Below are 19987 nucleotides of genomic sequence, written 5' to 3'. Positions count from 1 at the left end.
GCGGGGCTACGCGGCGGGCAGGGGCAGGGCGAACCAGACCGTCTTGCCGCCGGGCGAGGCGTGGTGGCCCCACTGGTCGGCGATCTGCTCGACGAGCCACATGCCGCGTCCGCCCTCGCTGTCGTCGCGGGCCGGGGCGCAGGCGGGCAGCGCGCTGCCGCAGTCGGTGACCTGGGCGAGGAGGTGGGCGGAGGTGCGGGTGAGGGCGAGCTCGACGCCGCCGGAGCCCTCGGGGACGTGGACGACGGCGTTGGTCACCAGCTCCGACAGGAGCAGGACGGCGTCGTCCGCCAGGTCGTCCAGCCCCCACTCGGCGAGCAGCAGCCGGGAGAACCGGCGGGCCAGGGCCGCGGAGCGCGGGGACGCGGGCAGCGAGAGGGTGCGGGCGGGCGCGGGCGCGGGGAGCTCGGGCAGCCATGGGCGGACGGGGCCGGGCAGGCGCGGGGAGCGGAGGCCGCCCGTCGCGGGAGAGCCGGACGGCCACGGGACGACCGGTTCCGGGACGACCGGCTGCGGAGCACCGGGGAAGACGTCCGCCGGGCACGACGGGCTCAGGATGTCGCGGCTGGAAGCAGGCATGGGGCTCAGGGCTGTCGAGGGGGGAGCGCGGGTGCCTGATGGCGTGGGGGAGCCGGCCGGTCCGCGCAGTGGTTTTCCCCACAGTCGCGCGATTTTCGCCAGAGGTCTATACCCCTTGGGTCACGGACCGCTCGCGGAGCGCGATGACCGCAGGTGACGCGGCGTCGGCGGGTCGTAAAAGTCACGGTGAACGGCGGGTGCCCCCGCGGCCGGCGCCGGGCCGCGGAGGCGCCCGCTCCGCCGGTCCCGGCCTACCGCCGGACCGGGCACTCCTTCCAGGCCAGGTGGTAGATGGTGTTGATGCTGCCGTCCGTGGAGTCCATGGCCATGAAGCTCGTGGTCTTGGTGGTGTCGGAGGAGCCGCCGAAGACTCTCAGCTCCGTGTTGATGTTGAAGTTCTTGCGCTCGCCGCAGGGGGCCCAGACCATCTCGGCCACCTCGATCTTGTCCGTGGTCTGCCAGTTGTCCCCGTAGGCGCCTCTGATGGTGTGGGTGACCGGCATCGTCTGCGAGGAGCCCTGGAAGTAGTAGGACGCCTTCTCGGTTCCGTAGGCCCCGGACTCCAGCTTGGCGTAGCCGCGGTAGTCCGTCTGGGCGATGGCGTAGGTGAAGCCCTGCGGCACGTGGACGTCCAGGTTGAGCTGGCAGTTCTTGCGGAAGTCGGTCGGCTTGGAGCCCACGCCGACCTGGGCGAGGTATTCGCTGTACGTCACGGTGAACGCGGTGTTGTCGGGCGAGACCGCCACCGCGGCCGTGCCGGCCGGACATCCGGACCCGTTCACGGTCGCGATCTCTATCACGATCTTGTCCGGCGGCGGGTTGGTGATCGCGGAGGGGTGGGGCGTGGAGAACGCCGAGGCGAACATCGCCGCGAGCGCACCGGCGGTGACCAGACCTGCGGGCATGGCGCTCCAATCGGTTGTCCTCGGGCGTCCGCCCGAGGGACGAACAGAGGGATCCCGGGACGGCCGTGCCCGGGCGGCCGCCCGGTCGGAGGGCACGCCGGAAGCAGCCGTGGCCGGCGCCGGAATCATGGGGACGGGCCGGAAGAAGAGCAGGTCAGGAGCGTCGAAAGGCATGCTCATGACATCCACGCGGCCCGCTGGGACGGGGAGCGTTCGAATGATAGGAAGCGGCGCGGGGGTTGGCTAGGGCCGGGGGCGTACGCCCTCCACGCCCCCGCCGTCACTCGCACGCCCCACGGCGGCACCCCTCACGCCCCCTCCAGGAGTGACACGGCGAATCTGGCCGAAATCCGCCCTGTGCCGTGAACCCGCTGGTCACCCGGTGACGTTCGGCCAACTCAGGAGCGATGACCGGCTTTTTGCCCCGCACCTGACTTTTAGCTACGTCTAAAGGTGGCATCCTGCCCTTGGTGAAAGGACAACCGACGGCATCAGCCGCAGGCGACTGGGGGGAACGATGAGCTGGCGCACGAGAACGGCGGACGACCCGACCGCCGAACCACCCGCCGGCGGCAGGCTGGCCCGGCAGGCCACCGCCTCGCTGGCCGGGCTGCTCGCCGAACGCGGCATGTCCCGCAAGGACCTGGCCGACCGCATGGGCGTCTCGCCCGGACGCGTCAGCCAGATCCTCTCCGGCGGCGAGAACCTGACGCTCAAGTCGCTCGCCGCCGTCGCCGACTCGCTCGGCGCCCGGGTGGAGATCTCCTTCACCGAACCCTCGGGCGCGTCCTCGGCCCCCGCACCCTCACCCGCCGCGCCGCTCCCCGTGACCACGGGAGCCCCGCACCACGACTCCTGACCCGGTGACACCCGTCCCCCGCCCCGGGCGGCCCCGGAGCGGAGGACGGGTTCGGCCGCCGGGCCGCGACCGGCGGCTCCCGAGCCGCCGTCAGCGCCCGACCGTCACCGCGTCGTCCACTTCCTCGTACGCCATGTGCCGCTCCTTCAGCACCAGGAGCCTGCGGGCGTCACTGCGCTTGCCGTAGGCGTGCCCCAGCTCCAGCAGGTGCCGCAGATACTGCTCCGCCTCGCCGAACGCCCGCCGCACCGCCCGGACCTCCTCCGGCGCCGGGCGCCGCCCCTGCTGCTGGCACGCCTTCTGCATCCTGGTCTCCGCGGTGATCCACTTCTGCGCCGCCGACCGGACCTCGCCGTGCCGCTCGGCGATCTCCTTGCGGAGGCCGGCACGCGCCCGGGCGGTGCGGCCCGGCACGTCGACCCGCATCAGCAGGTGGTCCCTCAGGTCGGCCGCGAACGCGTCCAGGTCCCAGCAGTCCCGGAACCCCTCGGCCATCCGGTCGCACCAGTCCGCCCGGTCGCTGCGCAGCCGCAGCGCGAGCTGGTGCAGCAACAGCGAGTCGCCCAGCGTCAGTACGGCCAGGACCGCCCGCGCCCCGGTCTGCTCGGCCCGGCCGCGCGGTATCACGCCCGTGCCGGCCACCGCCCCCACGGCCGCGGGCGGCACGCTCGCCGCGTGCGGCAGCAGCAGCCCGCCGGCCACGGCCGCCACCGCCGCCGTCCACAGGACGACGCCGACGGTGAGCGCCGCCGACCGCAGCGTGCCCAGGAGCCGCCCCTCCTCACGGAAGCGGAAGACCAGGCTCACCCAGGTCACCGGTGCGCAGACGACGGCGGGCAGCACCCACTCCGAGATCACGGACGCCTGGCCCCCTGCCACATGGACCCCCAGCTGCTGATGGACGGCGGGGCCCGGTGACGGGCGGGCCCCACCGGATGTCACGCGCTCCCCAGGAACCCGCACGGCTCGCCGACCGTCACGCTGCGCCCCACCACGATCACCAAATGATGTTCCCACCAGGGGCCGTTACCGCGTGCAACGATCCGGCCAAGCATGGTGACGACCGCATGGATCGCGCCATCCCCACGCACCCCCTCGGCCCCTGCGGGGCGGGCGCGGGCCGGGCGGCCCCCGTACCGCCCGGCGTTGTTTGCGAGGCGCAACGGACGTGCGCTGTGGTGTGCGGCCCGGGCGCGGCCGCTCCCCCTTCCTGCGCGATCGGGCGCGGGCAGCGCCGGCCCGGCATCGGCGCACCCGGTCGCTACTGCAATACCGGTACCCGGCCGCGAGCCGTCGGCCGGCACGGCGTGCGGGGCGTTCCACGGGGTGTCGAGGCCCGGTCGGAGCGGTCCGAAAAGCCGGTGGACAGGAGGGGACAAGGGGCGGCGGCGCCGGGCCCGGGAGGTCCGCCAACGTGCTCGCCCCGTCGGGAGGTTGGGGGAGGTGCACCAGGCCGCGCGCCCGCCCGGCCGCACGTCCCGGGTGAGTGGGCGCTAGGCGTGCACCGGTACGGCGGCGTCGCCGACGTCGCCCGGCCCGGCTCCGGGCGCGGCCTCGGGCTGGTGCCCGGGCCCCGCTTCGGGCTGTGGGCCGGGGCCGGGCGGCGTCTCCGGCCCGGGGGCGGCGGGGAGTTCGTCCTGGGGCCCGGCCGCGCTCCCGTTCGCGGTGGCGGCGTCGGGCGCGGGCCCGGTCCCGTGCTCCGGCTCGGCTCCGGGCACGCCGTCCGCGGGTACGGCGTCGGGCGCGGTGCCGCCGCCGTCGCTCGCCGGAGCCTCGTCGCGCTCCGTGACCCCGGCGTCCTCGGCACCGCCGCCGCACTCGCCGCCGTCCGTGCCACCACCGGCACCGTCCCCGGCTTCGTCCATGACCTCCGCGTCCTCCGTGGCCTCCGCGTGCTCCGCCTCTTCCACACCCTCGGCGCCCGCCACGTCCTCCGGGTCCTCCGCGTCCTCGACGTCGAGGACGATCCGCCGCGCCAGGCGGGCGGCGAGGGCCTCCAGGCCGTCCGGGGCGGCGGCGCGGGTGACGAAGACGCCGGGGCGGGCGGCGTCGTCGCGTTCCTCGGTGACGGTGCCGCCGGGCTCGACGGTGAGGGCGGCCGTGAGGACGTTGGGGTGGCGCAGCAGCTCCTCCCAGCCGTGGACGGCGCGCAGCCGGCCGGGCGGGGCGAGGAGGAAGTCGGCGCGCGCGGCCCCGGCGGGCTCGGGCAGCGGGCGGCGCTCGCAGTCGAGGAGGTCGTCCACGAGGAGGCCGAAGAGCTCCAGTCCGGGGCGGGTCTGCTCGACCAGGGCGTGGACGAACTCCCCTCCCGCGCGGCAGTGGACGTCCCCGATGACGATCCCCGAGCCGTTCACCCAGAACCCGACGTGGAAGAGCCCGTGCGTGACGCCGAGGACGCCGAGGGCCTCGGCGACCGTCCCGGCGGCGCGTTCCGCGGTGACCGGGTCCAGTCCGGAGGGCTGCGCGCGGGCGGTCGTCAGGAGGCCGTCGGTGACGGTGCGGTGGGTGAGGGCGAGGACATGGGCCTCCTCCTCGAGCATCACGCCCTCGGCGGAGTACGCGCCGCCCGGGACGAAGGTCTCGACGAGGACGTAGGGCGCGTCGTCCGGGGCCTTCGCCCTGCGTACGGCCTCCGGGAGCTGGTCCAGCCGGTCGACGCGCGAGACGCCGGCGCCGTCGAGGCCGTCGCGCGGGGCGACGATCCACGGCCCCGGGAGGGTTTCGCGGAGGAAGCGTTCGGCGTCGTCGGCGTCCTCGCAGACGGCGCTGTACGGCTGGGGGAGGCCGGCGTCGCGCAGCCGTTGCCGGCACAGGTCCCTGGTGCGCACGCGCCGTACGGCGTCGGGGTCGTTGCCCGGGAGGCCGAGTTCGCGGGCGATGACGGCGGCCGGCAGGACGGCGGGCTCACGGACCGTCAGCACGCCGTCCACCGGCGGTTCGGTGGCGGCCCAGGCCCGGCAGGGCTCCGGGTTGTGGATGTCCAGGGCGAGGACGTCGTCGACGTTCGCGAGTTCGCCGGCGGTGGCGGAACGGAGGGCGGCGGGGGTGTCGGCGCCGACGAGGGTGATGCCGCGGGAGCGGGCCTGGGCGCAGAGGCGGTGGATCTGGTCGCGCTCCCAGGGGGTGGGGGCGGTGAGGCCCATGAGGAGGAGGGTGGTGTCGGGGTCGATCATGCGGGGGTTCGCTTTCTGGGGGTGTGGTGGGTTGCTCCTGTTTCGTGGTGGTTTGAGTGATGACGGTAGTGGGGCGGGGGGTGCGGGGCGGGGATTGCCCGGTCGGCGGGGGATGCGCCCCGGGCCCCTGCCCCCGAGGGGGCTCCCCGTTTCCCCCAACCCCCGGTCCCCAACCATGCGTTCTGCACGGCCCCTTCATGACACCTGTGACTGTCCCCGCCCCCCACCGCGTGAAAATCTCGGTGCATCACCACCGCGGGGGATCACGAGGGGGATCACATGGACAAGCGGTACGAGGTCTACTGCCTGGCGGACAGGCACTTCTACGAGACCCCGGAGACCGCTGCCGCTGCCGCCACCGCCCCCGACGGCGTCCTCTTCGACACCGCCCGGCGCCCCGTCCCGGACGGCTGGGAGAGCGCCCGCTCCGGGGACTGGCTCGCGCTCCGGCCGCTGGAGAAGGAGGGGAAGGGCACCGGCCCCCTCCAGGGCTGGAAGATCCACGTCTCGGCCACCGCGGACACCGCGGACAAGACCGCGGCCGACGTCTGGGACTACTGCGTGCCCCGCGGCATCCCGTTCAAGTTCGTCCCCGCGCCCCACCTCCTGCACCTGCGCAACACCAAGTACGCGGCGCGCGACCACAGCGGGAAGTTCGTCACCGTCTATCCGCGCGACGACGGACAACTCCGCACCGTGCTGGAGGAGTTGCACGGGATCGTCGGCGGCCGCCCCGGCCCGTACGTCCTCACCGACCTGCGCTGGCACGAGGGTCCGCTCCATGTGCGCTACGGCGCGTTCGTCCGCCGCTTCTGCGTCGACGGGCGCGGCACTCTCGTCCCGGCGATCGAGGACGGGGAGGGGCGCCTCGTCCCGGATCCCAGAGAGCCGGCGTTCCAGGTGCCGCCGTGGGTGACGCTCCCGGAGTTCCTCGCCCCGCACCTGGCCGCGCGCAACGCGACGACCGTCACCGACATCCCGTACCGCATCGAGAAGGCCCTGCACTTCTCCAACGGCGGCGGCGTCTACCGCGGCACCGACACCCGCGACGGACGCCGGGTCGTCCTCAAGGAGGGCCGTCCGCACGCGGGCCTCGCGGCCGACGGGGCCGACGCCATCACGCGCCTGGAGCGGGAGAAGGACGCGCTGGAGCGGCTGTCCGGGCTCGGGGTCGCGCCCGAGGTGCGCGACTGGTTCACGCTCGGCGACCACCGCTTCCTGGTGATGGACTTCGTGGAGGGCAAGCCCCTCAACTCCTTCTTCGGCGAACGCCATCCGCTGCTCGCCGCCGATCCCGACCCCGCGGCCACCGCCGCCTACACCGAGTGGGCGCTGCGGATCCACCGCGCCGTCGAGGAGGCCGTGACCGCCGTCCACTCCCGCGGGCTCGTCTTCAACGACCTGCACATGTTCAACGTCATGGTCGCGCCCGACGAACGCTCGGTGCGGCTCATCGACTTCGAGGCCGCGGCCCCCGCCGCCGAGCACGGCCGCCAAGTCGTCGCCCACCCGGGCTTCTTCGCCCCGCCCGGCCGCCGCGGCGCCGACGTGGACCGCTACGCGCTGGCGTGCCTGCGGCTGGCGCTGTTCCTGCCCCTCACCACGCTCCTCGTCATCGACCGCGCCAAGGCCGCCCACCTCGCCGAGGTGATCGCCCAGCAGTTCCCCGTGCCGAGGGCGTTCCTCGACGAGGCCGTCGCCGAGATCCTCCGCGACGACGGCGCCCGCGACGCCGGCCACGACGGAGACGACGGCGACGATGGTGTCCGCGGCAACGACGGCGTCCACGGCGACGACAAAGGCGCCAGGCGCAGCCGGCGTGGCGGCGGCACCCGACCGCCCGCCGCCGCCGACTGGCCCGCGAGCCGCGACTCGATGGTCCGCGCCCTCCTGGCCTCCGCCACCCCCCACCGCGACGACCGCCTCTTCCCGGGCGACATCGCCCAGTTCGGCGACGGCGGCGGCCTCGGCCTGGCGCACGGCGCCGCCGGCGTGCTGTACGCCCTGGACGAGGTGGGGGCCGAGCGGTACGAGGCGGGCGAGCGCTGGCTGCTCGACCACACCGACCCGCCACCCCCCGGCACCCCGCTCGGCCTCTACGACGGCCTCGCCGGCGTCGCGTTCGTCCTCGACCGGCTCGGCCACACCGGCCGCGCCCTCGGCCTGATCGACACGGTGCTGAGCGAGAACTGGCAGCGCCTCACCTCCGACCTGCGCGGCGGCATCGCCGGCATCGGGCTCGTCCTCGACCACCTGGCCGCGACGACCGGCGAGACGCGCCTGCGCCGGCAGGCCCTCGCCGCCGCCCGGTCGCTCGCCGACCGGATGACCGCCGAGAGCGCGCCCGCCGGCCGCCGCGCCGGGCTGATGCGCGGCGCGGCGGGGCCCGCGCTGCTGTTCCTGCGGCTGTACGAGCGGACCGGCGCCTCCGAGCTGCTCACCCTCGCCGGGACGGCCCTCCGCGCCGACCTCGACCGCTGCGTGACCACGCGGAGCGGCAGCCTCCAGGTCGACGAGGGCTGGCGCACCATGCCGTACGCCGGCGACGGCAGCGTGGGCATCGGCATGGTCCTCGACGACTTCCTGACCCTCGCGGCCCGCGACGGCCGCGAGCCGGACCCCGGCCTCGCGGCCGCCCGCGACGGCGTCCTCGCCGCGGCCCGCTCCCGCTTCTACGCCCAGCCCGGCCTGTTCCAGGGCCGCGCCGGGATGGTCCTGCACCTGCACCGCACCACCGCCCCCGGCGTCACCCGCGACCAGGTGACCGCCCAGGCCCGCGGCCTGGACTGGTACGCCATGGAGTACCGGGGCGAACTCGCCTTCCCCGGGCACCAGATGATGCGGCTGTCGATGGACCTCGCCACCGGAACGGCCGGCTGTCTGCTGGCGCTGGGCGCCGCGCTCGGCGGCCGCCCCGCCCACCTGCCGTTCCTCCCGCCCCTCCGGGGCGTGCCCGCCCCCGCGGGCTCCTAGACCCGGTGCCGCCGCTCGGCGGCACCGCGCACCGAATCCCGTCCCCAGGAAAGGAAACATCATGGCCCTTCTCGACCTGCAGAACATGGAATCCGAGGAGATGCACGACGGCGGTGGCCACGGCGGCGAGAGCTCGGCCAGCCTGCTCTCCTGCGTGAGCGCCATCAGCGTTCTGCTGTGTCTCTGACGGCCGCGCGCCTGACGGCTCGTCAGATATGAGAGAACGGTCCCGGACGGCCTCCCCGTGGTGGCCGTCCGGGGCCCGCCCGCACCGACGCGAAGGCCGGCCATGCCCCGCAGAAGCACCACCGGAGGCGCCGCTCCCGCACCAGGCCGCGCCCCGGTCCACGCCGCCCCCGACGGCGACCGCGTGCTGCGCGGCGCGGTCCGGCAGGCCGCCGCGCCCGCGGCCGTCCTCGGCCTGGCCACCCTGCTGTCCGCCGGCGCCGGGCTGCTGCTGCCCGCCGCCCTCGGGCGCGCCCTCGACCTCCTGCTGGCCCGCGACCCCGGCGCCGGCCGCCACGTCGCCCTGTGCGCCGCGCTGATCTGCGGGGCCGCCGCCCTGGACGCCGTCGCCGACCTGCTCGGCGGCACCACCGCCGCCCGCTCCACCGCGTACCTGCGCCACCGGCTGCTGCGCCACGTCCTCGCGGCCGGGCCGCGCGTCACCGCCCGTACCGCCCCCGGCGACCTGGTCACCCGCCTCGTGGGCAACACCGCCGACGCCGCGGCCGCCCCCGCCACCGTGGCCACCGCCGCCGCCACCGCCGCCGGCCCGCTGGGCGCCGTCGCCGCCCTGGGGATCATCAGCCCCTGGCTGGCCGCCGCCTTCCTCGCGGGCGCGCCCCTGCTCTTCCTCCTGCTGCGCTCCTTCGCCCGCGCCTCCGGCGACTGCGCCGCGCGCTACCAGCGGATCCAGGGGGACATCGCGGGCCGCCTCGCCGAGGCCGTCACGGGCGCCCGCACCATCGCCGCCGCCGGCACGGCCGGACGCGAACGCGCCCGCGTGCTCGCGCCGTTGGGCGGGCTGTCCCGCCAGGGCCACCGCATGTGGCGGGTGCAGGGCCGGGCCGGTGCCCGGGCCGTCACCCTCGTCCCGCTGCTCCAGATCACCGTCCTCGCCGTCGCCGGTGTGCTGCTCTCCGGGGGCCGGATCAGCGTGGGCGACCTGCTGGCCGCCTCCCGCTACGCCGTCCTCGCCACCGGCATCGGCATGCTCACCGGGCGGATCGGCGCCCTCGTCCGCGCCCGGGCGGCGGGCCGGCGGATCGCCGAGGTCCTCGCCGTCCCGCCCGTGCGCCACGGCGGGCTGCCGCTGCCGCCCGGCCCCGGCACCCTGGAGCTGCGCGGCGTCGGCGCGGTCCGCGACGGCCGGCCGGTCCTGAGCGGCATCGACCTCGTCGTGCCCGGCGGCACCTCGCTGGCCGTCGTCGGCCGTTCCGGCAGCGGCAAGTCGGTGCTGGCCGCGCTGGCCGGCCGGCTCGCCGACCCCGACACCGGGACCGTCGCCCTCGACGGCGTCCCCCTGCCCGCCCTGTCGCACGACGCCCTGCGCGGCGCCGTCGGCCACGCCTTCGAGCGGCCCGCGCTGCTGGGCGCCACCGTCGGCGACGCCCTCGCCCTCGGCGTCACCGACCCCGGCCGGGAGGCGGTCGTCGCCGCCGCGCGGGCCGCCTGCGCGGACGGCTTCGTCCGGCGGCTGCCCGAGGGGTACGACACGCCGCGCGCGGCCGCGCCCCTGTCCGGCGGCGAGGCCCAACGCCTCGGTCTGGCGCGGGCGTTCGCCCACGCCGGGCGGGTCCTCGTCCTGGACGACGCCACGTCCGGGCTCGACTCCCCCACCGAGCGGGAGGTCGGCCGGGCCCTCGCCCACGACGTCGCCGCCCGCACCCGCGTCGTCGTCGCCCGGCGCGCCTCCACGGCCGCCCGCGCCGACCGCGTCGCCTGGCTGGAGGACGGCCGGCTGCGCGCCACGGGCCCGCACGCGGAGCTGTGGCACCTGCCGGAGTACCGGGCGGTGTTCGGTGCGGACTGAACTGCCCTCCGCCGGGCTGCGGTTCCTCGCCGCGCGGCGCCGCGCCCTCGTCCGGCTGGCCGGCTGGTCCGCCCTGGAGGCGGGCCACACCTTCGCCCTGGGGTACGCCCTCGCCCACGCCCTGGACGGCGGCTTCCTCGCCGGCCGGACGGGCGCGGGCCTCGCCTGGCTGGGCGCCGCCGTCCTCGCCGTCCTCGCCGGGGCGTTGAGCACCGGACGGACGTACCCGGCGCTCGCCTCCGTGGTCGAGCCGCTGCGCGACGCCCTCGTCCGGCGGGTCGTGACGCGCGCCCTCCACGACGGCGACGGCGCGGCGGTCTCCCGCCTCACCCACCAAGTGGAGATCGCGCGGGACGCGTTCGCCGGGCTGCTGATGGTCACGCGCTCGTTCGTCTTCACCGCGGCCGGCGCCCTGACCGGTCTCTTCGTGCTGGCGCCCGCCCTGTTGGCGGTGGTGGCCGGGCCCCTGCTGCTGGGCCTGCTCCTCTTCGCGGCGACGCTGCGGGCGCTGGCCCGGCGCCAGGAGGCGTTCCTCGTCGCGGACGAGGAGATCGCGCGGTCGCTGGGCGAGGTGTGCCAGGGGCTGCGGGACGTGGCGGCGGCCGGGGCGGAGGCCCGGGTGCGGGCGGAGGCCGGGGCGCTGATCGACGCCCAGCGGCGGGCGGCCGGGGCGCTCGCGCGCTGGTCCGTGGCCCGGATCGCGGCCCTCACGGTCGCGGGCCGCCTGCCGCTGGTGCTGCTGCTGGTGACCGCGCCCTGGCTGCTCGACCGGGGGGTCACCCCGGGCTCCCTGGTCGGCGCCCTCGCCTATCTGACGCAGTCGCTGCTGCCGGCGCTGCAGGATCTGGTGCGGGGGGTGGGGACGAGCGGCGCCCGCCTGACGGTCGTCGTCCGCCGCCTTCTCTCCCCCGCTCCCGCCGCCTCCCCGTCCCCCGGGACGGACCCCGGCCCCGGCACGGAGGGCGGGGACCTCCCGACGGCACGGCCCGCGAGGGCGCCGGGCCGTCCCCCGCGGGGGGCCGAACTCGCCTTCCGCGGCACCACCTTCGCCTACGGCCCCCACTCGGCCCCCGCCGTCCACGACCTCACCCTGACCGTGCCCCCCGGGGGCCGCCTGGCCGTCGTCGGGCCCAGCGGCGTCGGCAAGTCGACGCTCGCCGGGCTGGCGGCGGGGCTGCTGGCACCCCGTTCCGGGGAGGTGCTGCTCGGGGGGCTGCCCGCGGACAGCCCCGCCGCGCGGGCCCTGCGGCTGCTGATCCCGCAGGAGGCGTACGTGTTCTCGGGGACGCTCGCCGACAACCTCGGCTATCTGCGCGAAGGGCGCGTGCCGCAGGGTGAGTTGGCGGACGCCGTGGAGGCCGTCGGCATGCTGCGGCTCGTCGGGCGGCTCGGCGGTCTCGACGCACCCGTCGTACCGGGCGAGCTGTCGGCCGGCGAGCGCCAGCAGATCGCCCTGGCCCGCGCCTGGCTCTCCCCCGCCCCGGTCGCCCTGCTCGACGAGGCGACCTGCCACCTCGACGCGGCCGCCGAGGCCCGCGCCGAAGACGCCCTGGCCGCGGGCCCGCACGGGCGCCGCACGCTGGTCGTCATCGCGCACCGCGCCGCCTCCGCCCTGCGCGCGGACCGCGTCCTGGTGCTCGACGGCCCGCGCACGGTGTGCGGGGAGCACGCCGGACTCCTGCGCGTCTCCCCGCTCTACCGCGACCTGGCCGGCGACGCCGCCGACCGGTCAGACCCAGCCCGCGACCTGCGAGATCCGTATCGCGTCGACACGGTTGCGCGCCCCGGTCTTGCGGGTGATCGCGGACATGTAGTTGCGCACGGTCCCGTTGGAGAGGTGCAGACTGCGCGCGATCTCCCCGACGGACGCACCCTCGGCGGCCAGTGACAGCACGCTCAACTCCCGTCTCGTGAGCGGGATCTCCGCCGCCTCCAGGAAGCCGTACCCCAGCGATTCGTCGATGTAGCGCTCGCCGCGGGCGACCTGCCGTATGCCCTCCGCCAGCCGGTCCGGTGAAGCGTTTTTGCTCAAGTACCCCAAGGCGCGCTCCTCGTACGCCCGGCGCAGCGGCCCCGGGCGCTCCGCGCTCGCCAGGGCCAGCAGGGCGGGCACGGCGTCCCCCGGTCCCCGTCCGCCGGACAGCTCCCGCAGCCCCCCGGGGCCACCCGCGTCAGGGCTGTCCACGTCCACCACGCACACCCGCGGGCGGACGGTCCGCGCGGCGGCCGGCGCCCGGCGCCACGGCGCGGAGAAGACCTCCAGATCCGGCTCTCTTCCGATCAGCTCCGCGAGGGCGGTGCGCAGCAGCGAGGTGTCGTGCACCAGTAGAACTCGGATCACGGATTCCGTCCCACCCTTCCCATCTCCCCCCAAGAACCGCCTTGCTCAGGGCACGTCAAGCACGTCACCAATTCATACCGGCGGTTGCCCTGGCCATGGGTGGGGATCACTGAGCCGCGGGGGGCGTAAGGGCGCACAGTGCTATCCTTGCGCGCCCCAAGTTCACATGAATGCGCCTTTCAAAACTCTTGGAAAACTGACCCCGGAGTCAGCTGCGCGGAGCGGCCGTCACGGACGGCACCGTCACCCCGTGCCCTGCGGGACACGGTCAGAGCAGCACGGCTCCCGGCACCCGCAGCGACCGCGTGATCTCCGTGACCGCCGCCCCCGCCTCCGCGTACGGCGTGCCGGGCGGGTGCAGGGTGAGGACGGCGACCACCGCGCGGTCGCCGGGACCCACCGCCCCGGTGGTGTGCAGGGCCGGCCGCCGGAGGTCGACCCCTGTACCGGACACGCCCGTCGGCCGGGCGGCGGGCGGGTATCCCGACCAGCCCTGCTTCACCGCCCACGGCCGGGCGAAGGCGGACGGGATGCCGAAGAACTGGTCGAAGCCGTCGGTGCCGTACCGGGTGGCCCGGCGCAACGGGCCCAGGACGGCCTCGCGTTGCGCCGGGGGCGCGTCGTCCAGGAGGTGGCGCCAGACGCGCACGACGTCGGCCGCCGTGACGGCGGAGTATCCCCAGTGGCCCGGGAAGCGGGGCGGCGGGCCCGCGGTACCCGTGAGGCCGAGACGGGAGACCATGCGCGTGATCACGCCGGTCCCCCCGTTCCGCTCCCAGAAGTGACCGGCCGCGCTGTCGTCGCTGCTCGCGAGCATCGCGGCCAGCCGGGTGCGGTCCGCCGGCGGCAGGCCGTCCACCGGGCCGCGGTCCCACAGGTGGTCGAGCGCGATCAGCAGTTTCACCACTGACGCCGACCGGAACCGCGCATCCGGTGCGAGCCGTTCGGCGAAGGTGCCGGAGCAGCGGTCGTACACGGCGACGCCCGCGCTCACCCCCGTCGGCACCCCCGGTCCTCCGGACGGCGCGCTCACGGCGCGTACCGCCCGGGCCCTCCCGGCTCACGTCCTCGCACGTCGATCCCCCGTCTCTCCCCCGCATCCCCCCTGGGACACCACGGTGCGCCCGACGGGCCCGCCCGGCCACGGCATTCGACGGGAGTCGAAAGCCGCAGGCCGGCGGCGCGGCACTATCACGCCACGCGGCGGCCGTTGAGCAGCTGGACGCCCAGCGGGGTGAGCGTGTGGTGCGCCGCCCCGCCCACCCGCCGGGTCACCAGCAGCCCGGCCTCGCGCAGGACGGAGACGTGGTGGCTGGCGGTCGCGGCCGCGATGTCGGCGGTGCGGGCCAGCTCCGTGGTGGTGCCGCCCTCGGCGACGGCCTCCAGCAGCACCGCCCGCGTCCGTCCCAGCAGCGCCTCCAGCCCCTGCCCGCGCCCGGACGGCGGCCTGCCGGGCACCAGTTGGACGGGGCTGTGCTCGATGGGGTAGACCACCACGGGCGGCAGGTCGCGGCTGCGCAGCATCGTGGGCGCCCGCCAGCAGAAGAACGAGGGCAGCAGCAGTATCCCGCGTCCCTCCAGATACAAGTCGCCCTGCACGTGCGGCCCGTGCATGATGAGCACCGGCCGCTGCCACTCCAGGGCGGGGTGGAGGCCGCGCAGCAGGTGGTCGAAGGCGCCCGCGGGCAGGTCGGCGGCCGGCAGGGAGCGGCCGCGGGCGGCGAGGTCGGCGCCCACCTCGGTGCGCACCCGGGACCAGTGGGGCGCGAGCGCCAGCCGGTAGTAGGAGCGGAGGGCGTCGCCCAGCCCCTTCAGCGCCTCCACGTCGCCGTCGGCGATGCCGCGCATCCACGGCGCCACCCGCCCTCCGGACAGGGCGAGTTCGGTGAGGTCGCCGCGCAGCCGGGCGCGCGGGGTGGACAGCAGCGCGCTGATGCCCAGGTCGATGCCGCCGCTGCCGGCGGCCGGGGTGAGGAAGTCGGGCGAGTAGCCGACCGGCGGGGCGAGCGCCAGCAGGCGGCGGGCGCCGGGGTCCAGTCTGCCCCGCACCGAGCGGCGCCACCGGTCGAACACCAGCGGGCCGTCGTTGGTCTGGAGCATGTGCAGACTCAGCAGCACTTCCCACATCGGGTCGGGCGACTGCGCGAGCCTGGTGCGCGCGAAGTCGTCGGCGCCGAAATGGATCCGCAGTCCCACGGGCGTCGCCTCCTGACCGGTACCACGGGCGCCGTACTGCGTCGTCCCGGTAGGGGTCCATGGTCGGGGCGCGGCGAGGACCCTTTCAATCCGGCAACCGCGTGTTCCGGCCATCCTGCTTCCACACGTGACGGCTGCTGTGCGTGGGACGGGTGCGGTCCTATCATCCGTCGCCGACACGCCAGTTACCCATCCGTAGGGAGTCGTGGTGACAGTGGAGCGCACGCGGAGCACGACACGCAGGGGATTCATCGGCGGGGCCGCGGCGGCGGCCGCGGGGGCGGCCCTCGCGGGCACCGCCGCCACGGGGACGGCCCGGGCCGCGTCCGCCCGCCCGCGCACCGGCGGCGGGCGGGCCGGCGGGCGGACGGTCGCGGTCCTGGGCGGCGGGGTCGCGGGGCTGACCGCGGCGCACGAACTCGCCGAACGCGGCTTCGAGGTCACGGTGTACGAGCGCAAGGACGCCCTCGGCGGCAAGGCGCGCAGCATGGACGTCCCCGGCAGCGCGCGCGGCGGCCGCAGACCCCTGCCGGGCGAGCACGGCTTCCGCTTCATTCCGGGGATCTACCACAACCTCCCGGACACCCTGCGCCGCATACCGTTTCCCGGCAAGGCGCACGGCGTGCACGACAACCTCGTCGCGCCGAGCGAGGCGCTGTTCGCCCGCACCGGGCGCGAGGACCTCCGCTTCCCGTTCGCCGGCTGGAGTTCCCGGCCGGGCCCGCTCACCCCCGACGAGGTGCGACGGGCCCTCACGGCGTACCTGGAGACCTTCGCCGGGCTGCCCGCGCACGAGATCGCCCATTTCGCGGGCCGCATGCTGGTCTGGTTCACCAGCTGCGACGAGCGCCGCGTAGGCGACTGGGAGCGCGTGCCCTGGTGGGAGTTCACCCACGCCGCGCGCATGTCGCCCACCTACCAGCGGCTGCTGTGCATCGGCATCACCCGCAACATCGTCGCGACCAAGGCGGAGGTGGCGAGCACCCGGACGGTGGCGACGATGCTGGAGGCGTTCGTCTTCAACGCCCTGGGCCGGGGCGCGGACGGCGCGCCCGACCGGATCCTCGACGCCCCCACCAACGAGGCGTGGATCGACCCCTGGGTGGCGCATCTGCGCTCCCTGGGCGTCGAGTTCCGCACCGGGTGGGCGGCGCGGGACCTGCGGCTGGAGGGCGGACGGATCACCGGCGCCGTCCTGGAGGGCCCGGGCGGCGCCCGGCACACCGCCGAGGCCGGCCACTTCGTCTCCGCCATGCCCGTCGAACACGCGAGGGAGACCTGGAACGCGGAGCTCCGGGCGGCCGATCCGCAACTGGCCCGCTGCGACCGGCTGCGCACGGACTGGATGACGGGCATCCAGTTCTATCTCACCGAGCCGACGCCCATCGTCCACGGCCACATCAACCACATCGACTCCGCCTGGTCGCTCACCTCCATCTCCCAGGCCCAGTTCTGGCCCCGGCACGACTTCCGGCGGGACTTCGGCGACGGGACGGTGGCCGACTGCCTCTCCTGCGACATCTCCGAGTGGGACAAGCCCGGCATCCTCTACGGGAGGACGGCCAAGCAGTGCACCCGCGAGGAGGTCGCCCGCGAGGTGTGGGCGCAGCTCAAGGCGGGCCTCAACGACACCGGCCGCACGGTGCTGAGGGACTCCGTCCTGCACTCCTGGTTCCTCGACCCGGCCGTCGAACTCGACGGCTCCCACGCCTCCAACGACGAACAGCTGCTCATCCACCCCGTCGGCACCTGGGCCAACCGCCCCACCGCGCGCACCGCCGTCCCCAACCTCTTCCTCGCGGGCGACTACGTCGCCACCGACATCGACCTGGCGACCATGGAGGGCGCCAACGCCTCGGCCCGCGCGGCGGTCAACGCCCTGCTGGACGAGACCGGTTCGCGGGCGAGCCGGTGCACGATCACCCCGCTGTACCGGGCACCGGAACTGGAACCGGCCAAGCGGCGGGACGCGGTGCGGTGGCGGCTGGGCCTGCGGAACGCGTACGACGTGGGGTGAGCCGGCCGCCCGCGCGGGGCGGGCGGGGCGGAACCTTGCGGCTTGACGGAGTACCGTCAAGGCGCGCACTCTTCCCCTCGCACCGTCGAAACCGCACCACTCGTCTGCCCGGTCCGCGTCCGCGCGGGCCGGCCCCCCGCAGAAGGAGTACCGCGTGAGACGCCACCCCCGTACGACCGTCGCCGCGGCCGCCGCCCTGCTGGCCGCCTGTTCGCTCGCCGTCCCCGGGCTGACGGCCGGTGCCGCGGAGGCCGCGCCGCCGCCGGCGACCGAGCACGCGGCGGCCACCACGTCCGCCGCGCAGCGGCAGGTCGCCGCGTACTGGACGCCGGAGCGGATGCGGTCGGCCGCTCCGCTCGACATCGCGCCCGGCCGTCCCGGCGCCGCCCCGGCGAGCACCGGCCGGCACACCACCGTCGCGCCGACCCCCGCCCCCTCGCACCCGTCCGTACGGTCCTTCCCGCAGGCCGGTGGCCCGTGGACCGGCGGCGGCGCGGTCGTCAGGACGTCCGGACGCGTCTTCTTCACCTTCCAGGGCCGCACCGCCTCCTGCTCCGGCGACGCGGTCACCAGCGGCAACCACAGCACCGTGCTCACCGCCGGGCACTGTGTGAAGTACCAGGGCAGCTGGCACACCAACTGGACGTTCGTACCCGGCTACCACGACGGCCAGGCCCCCTACGGCACCTGGAGCGCGGCCAAGACGCTGTCCACCCCGCAGTGGACGGCGAGCGAGGACATGAACAACGACATCGGCGCCGCCGTCGTCGCCCCGCTCGACGGCAGGAAGCTCACCGACGTGGTCGGCGGCCAGGGCCTCGACTTCAACGGCGCCTACGGGCGGGCCATGTACTCCTTCGGCTTCCCGGCCGCGTCCCCGTACGACGGGACGAAGCTCATCCACTGCAGCGGCACGGCCACCAAGGACTTCCTGCTCACCAAGGACCACGGCCTGAGCTGCAACATGACCGGCGGCTCCAGCGGCGGCCCGTGGTTCACGTCGTTCGACGAGTCGACCGGCACCGGCCTCCAGGCGTCGGTGAACAGCTTCGGCTACACGTTCCTGCCGAACACGATGTTCGGCCCCTACTTCGGCGACGAGGCGAAGGCGCTGTACGACAGCGCGCAGACCACCTGACACCCCGGTGCGCATGCCCGCGGGACCGCCCGGGCCGGCATGTCCGGCACGTGGCGGTCTTGTGTCGGCTACCGGCCAGGATCTCCCGCCGGAGGCCCCCGCTCCGTAAGGTCCGTGCCAGGAGCGGGCCTTGACGAAAAGGGCCCGCCTGTCGAAGGGACTCCCGTGCGCCTCCCCCACCGTCCCGGCGGCCGCCGGGCACTGACCGCCCTCGTCGCCACCGCCGTCGCGGCCCCCGTCCTGCTCGCCGCCGCGCCCGCCGACGCGCGGGGCACGGACGACCCGGCACGTCAGCACCGGAAGGCCGAGCGGCTCGCGAGACAGCTGGAGCGCGAGTCGTCGGCGAGGAGCGCCTACCGGCACCTGGCCGCGTTCCAGCGGATCGCCGACGCCAACGGCGGCAACCGCGCGGCGGGGACGCCGGGCCATGACGCGTCCGCCCGCTACGTGTACCGGCTGCTGGAGCAGGCCGGATACCGCGTCTCCTCCCAGGACTTCACCATCTGGGACGCGAGGACGACCACCGAGAAGCTGTCCGTCCTCTCACCCGGCCCGCGCGAACTGAAGGTCACGGCCGGCAAGTTGTCGCCCTCCACCCCGGCCTCCGGCATCCAGGCGGCGATCGCCGTCGCCAAGGTGAGCGACAAGCCCGGCTGCACGCCGGACGACTACGCCTCCGACACCTTCACCGGAAAGATAGCCCTGATCAAACGGGGCGTCTGCTCGTACGCGGAGAAGCAGGCGGCCGCCGCCAAGGCGGGGGCCATCGGGGCGGTCATCTACAACCACAGCGGAACGGCCCCCGCACGGCTGCGCTTCGACGACCCGGCCGAGGGCCGGATCCCCACCGCCGGCATCTCCCTGGCCGACGGCGAGGCGCTGGCCGCGGCCGCCGCCAAGGGCCCCGTCAAGCTCTCCCTCACCATCCAGCAGCAGCACATCCCGAAGACCACCCGCAACGTCGTCGCCGAGACCCGCGGCGGGGACGCGAACCACGTGGTCGCGCTCGGCAGCCACCTCGACTCGGTCCCCGAGGGCCCCGGCATCAACGACAACGGCTCCGGCTCCGCCGGCCTGCTGGAGGTCGCCCTCAAGCTCGCCCGCACGACCCGGCACCCCACCAACAAGGTGCGCTTCGCCTGGTGGTCGGGCGAGGAGCTGGGCCTGCTCGGCTCCGACCACTACGTCAAGCAGCTCACCCCCGAGCAGCGCCGGAAGATCGCCCTCTACCTCAACTTCGACATGATCGCCTCGCCCAACGCGGCCGAACTCGTCTACGACGGCGACGACTCCGACCACAAGGGCTCGGGCCCCGGCCCCAAGGGCTCCGCCGAGATCGAGAAGCTCATCACCGACTACCTCGACCGCAAGCACAAGCCCCACGAGGGCACCGACTTCGACGGCCGCTCCGACTACGGCCCCTTCATCGACGCCGGCATCCCCGCGGGCGGCACCTTCACCGGCGCCGAGGGCATCAAGACCGAGGAGCAGGCCGCCAAGTTCGGCGGCACGGCGGGCGTCGCCTACGACCCCAACTACCACGCCAAGGGCGACACCCTGAAGAACATCGACCTGAAGTACTTCGACACCAACATCGACGTCATCGCGCACGCGGTGGGCGTCTACGCCCACGACCTCGGCTCACTGGGCACCCGCAACTGACGGCCTCCGCACGGCGGTTCCCCGCGCACCCGCGCCGGGGCACCGCCCCGCGGCGACCGGTGTCCGGCGACGGGCAGGGCCGCGCTCGTGCCCGGTCACGTCACCTGCC

14 protein-coding genes and 1 pseudogene are annotated in these 19987 nt (G+C 75.3%); 8 read left to right on the top strand and 7 right to left on the bottom strand.

The window, feature by feature from the left end; all coding sequences use genetic code 11:
• Nucleotides 1–6: 6 nt before the first annotated feature.
• Nucleotides 7–579, bottom strand: coding sequence for an ATP-binding protein (locus tag AC230_RS03675; protein WP_049714448.1), 573 nt, complete (start codon nucleotides 577–579; stop codon nucleotides 7–9).
• A gap of 251 nt (nucleotides 580–830) precedes the next feature.
• A complete protein-coding gene (locus tag AC230_RS03670) occupies nucleotides 831–1484 on the bottom strand; it encodes a DUF4360 domain-containing protein (protein ID WP_049714447.1) in 654 nt (217 codons plus the stop codon).
• A 517-nt stretch (nucleotides 1485–2001) separates the two neighbouring features.
• Between AC230_RS03670 and AC230_RS03665 the strand changes: the two genes are divergently transcribed.
• On the top strand, nucleotides 2002–2343 hold the full coding sequence (locus AC230_RS03665) for a helix-turn-helix domain-containing protein (RefSeq protein ID WP_078870930.1): 342 nt from the start codon (nucleotides 2002–2004) through the stop codon (nucleotides 2341–2343).
• A gap of 90 nt (nucleotides 2344–2433) precedes the next feature.
• On the opposite strand, the gene AC230_RS03660 is transcribed toward AC230_RS03665, so the two are convergent.
• Together AC230_RS03660 and AC230_RS03655 are read right to left on the bottom strand one after the other, a co-directional pair.
• Entirely contained in the window at nucleotides 2434–3201 is a 768-nt protein-coding gene (locus tag AC230_RS03660) for a hypothetical protein (protein ID WP_049714446.1), read from the bottom strand.
• A 635-nt stretch (nucleotides 3202–3836) separates the two neighbouring features.
• On the bottom strand, nucleotides 3837–5516 hold the full coding sequence (locus AC230_RS03655; RefSeq protein ID WP_049714445.1) for an ATP-grasp domain-containing protein: 1680 nt from the start codon (nucleotides 5514–5516) through the stop codon (nucleotides 3837–3839).
• Between the two features lie 279 nt (nucleotides 5517–5795).
• Here AC230_RS03655 and lanKC point away from each other — a divergent pair, with 279 nt between their 5' ends.
• The 4 genes and pseudogenes from lanKC to AC230_RS33420 all read left to right on the top strand — a co-directional run.
• Nucleotides 5796–8489 carry a class III lanthionine synthetase LanKC gene (gene lanKC, locus AC230_RS03650; RefSeq protein WP_049714444.1) on the top strand — a complete coding sequence of 898 codons (2694 nt, stop codon included), beginning with the start codon at nucleotides 5796–5798 and terminating at the stop codon, nucleotides 8487–8489.
• Between the two features lie 61 nt (nucleotides 8490–8550).
• Nucleotides 8551–8676: a SapB/AmfS family lanthipeptide gene (locus tag AC230_RS03645; RefSeq protein ID WP_049714443.1), complete on the top strand. Its 126-nt coding sequence runs from the start codon at nucleotides 8551–8553 to the stop codon at nucleotides 8674–8676.
• A 102-nt stretch (nucleotides 8677–8778) separates the two neighbouring features.
• Nucleotides 8779–10524, top strand: a complete 1746-nt coding sequence (locus tag AC230_RS03640; protein ID WP_078870929.1) for an ABC transporter transmembrane domain-containing protein — start codon at nucleotides 8779–8781, stop codon at nucleotides 10522–10524.
• Nucleotides 10525–10897: 373 nt separating this feature from the next.
• Nucleotides 10898–11971: pseudogene (locus AC230_RS33420) on the top strand (ATP-binding cassette domain-containing protein); the annotation flags it as partial.
• A 282-nt stretch (nucleotides 11972–12253) separates the two neighbouring features.
• Here the strand turns inward: AC230_RS33420 and AC230_RS30700 are convergent.
• From AC230_RS30700 to AC230_RS03625, 3 genes are all read right to left on the bottom strand, one after another.
• Nucleotides 12254–12865, bottom strand: a complete 612-nt coding sequence (locus AC230_RS30700) for a response regulator transcription factor (RefSeq protein ID WP_198535402.1) — start codon at nucleotides 12863–12865, stop codon at nucleotides 12254–12256.
• Between the two features lie 268 nt (nucleotides 12866–13133).
• Nucleotides 13134–13871 (bottom strand): serine hydrolase, encoded by a 738-nt coding sequence (locus AC230_RS03630; RefSeq protein ID WP_241833061.1) that lies wholly within the window; start codon nucleotides 13869–13871, stop codon nucleotides 13134–13136.
• Nucleotides 13872–14056: 185 nt separating this feature from the next.
• Entirely contained in the window at nucleotides 14057–15061 is a 1005-nt protein-coding gene (locus tag AC230_RS03625; protein ID WP_049714441.1) for an ArsR/SmtB family transcription factor, read from the bottom strand.
• A gap of 208 nt (nucleotides 15062–15269) precedes the next feature.
• Here AC230_RS03625 and AC230_RS03620 point away from each other — a divergent pair, with 208 nt between their 5' ends.
• From AC230_RS03620 to AC230_RS03610, 3 genes are all read left to right on the top strand, one after another.
• A complete protein-coding gene (locus tag AC230_RS03620; protein WP_422125550.1) occupies nucleotides 15270–17078 on the top strand; it encodes a hydroxysqualene dehydroxylase in 1809 nt (602 codons plus the stop codon).
• A 154-nt stretch (nucleotides 17079–17232) separates the two neighbouring features.
• Nucleotides 17233–18216, top strand: coding sequence for a trypsin-like serine peptidase (locus AC230_RS03615; RefSeq protein WP_049714439.1), 984 nt, complete (start codon nucleotides 17233–17235; stop codon nucleotides 18214–18216).
• 165 nt (nucleotides 18217–18381) lie between these two features.
• The gene (locus AC230_RS03610) at nucleotides 18382–19878 is read left to right on the top strand and encodes a M28 family metallopeptidase (RefSeq protein ID WP_049714438.1); all 1497 of its coding nucleotides are present in this window, start codon (nucleotides 18382–18384) and stop codon (nucleotides 19876–19878) included.
• The last annotated feature ends 109 nt before the right edge of the window (nucleotides 19879–19987 follow it).

Source organism: Streptomyces caatingaensis (assembly GCF_001187435.1).
Lineage (GTDB): Bacteria > Actinomycetota > Actinomycetes > Streptomycetales > Streptomycetaceae > Streptomyces > Streptomyces caatingaensis.
Note: the sequence above shows the minus strand (reverse complement) of the source record. Positions and strands in the feature narration are given on the sequence as shown.

Excerpts from the sequence above, each read along its gene's own strand:
- AC230_RS03655 (WP_049714445.1), bottom strand. The coding sequence starts at position 5,516 with ATGATCGACCCCGACACCACCCTCCTCCTCATGGGCCTCACCGCCCCC.
- lanKC (WP_049714444.1), top strand. The coding sequence starts at position 5,796 with ATGGACAAGCGGTACGAGGTCTACTGCCTGGCGGACAGGCACTTCTAC.
- AC230_RS03675 (WP_049714448.1), bottom strand. The coding sequence starts at position 579 with ATGCCTGCTTCCAGCCGCGACATCCTGAGCCCGTCGTGCCCGGCGGAC.
- AC230_RS03665 (WP_078870930.1), top strand. The coding sequence starts at position 2,002 with ATGAGCTGGCGCACGAGAACGGCGGACGACCCGACCGCCGAACCACCC.
- AC230_RS03645 (WP_049714443.1), top strand. The coding sequence starts at position 8,551 with ATGGCCCTTCTCGACCTGCAGAACATGGAATCCGAGGAGATGCACGAC.
- AC230_RS03670 (WP_049714447.1), bottom strand. The coding sequence starts at position 1,484 with ATGCCCGCAGGTCTGGTCACCGCCGGTGCGCTCGCGGCGATGTTCGCC.
- AC230_RS03640 (WP_078870929.1), top strand. The coding sequence starts at position 8,779 with ATGCCCCGCAGAAGCACCACCGGAGGCGCCGCTCCCGCACCAGGCCGC.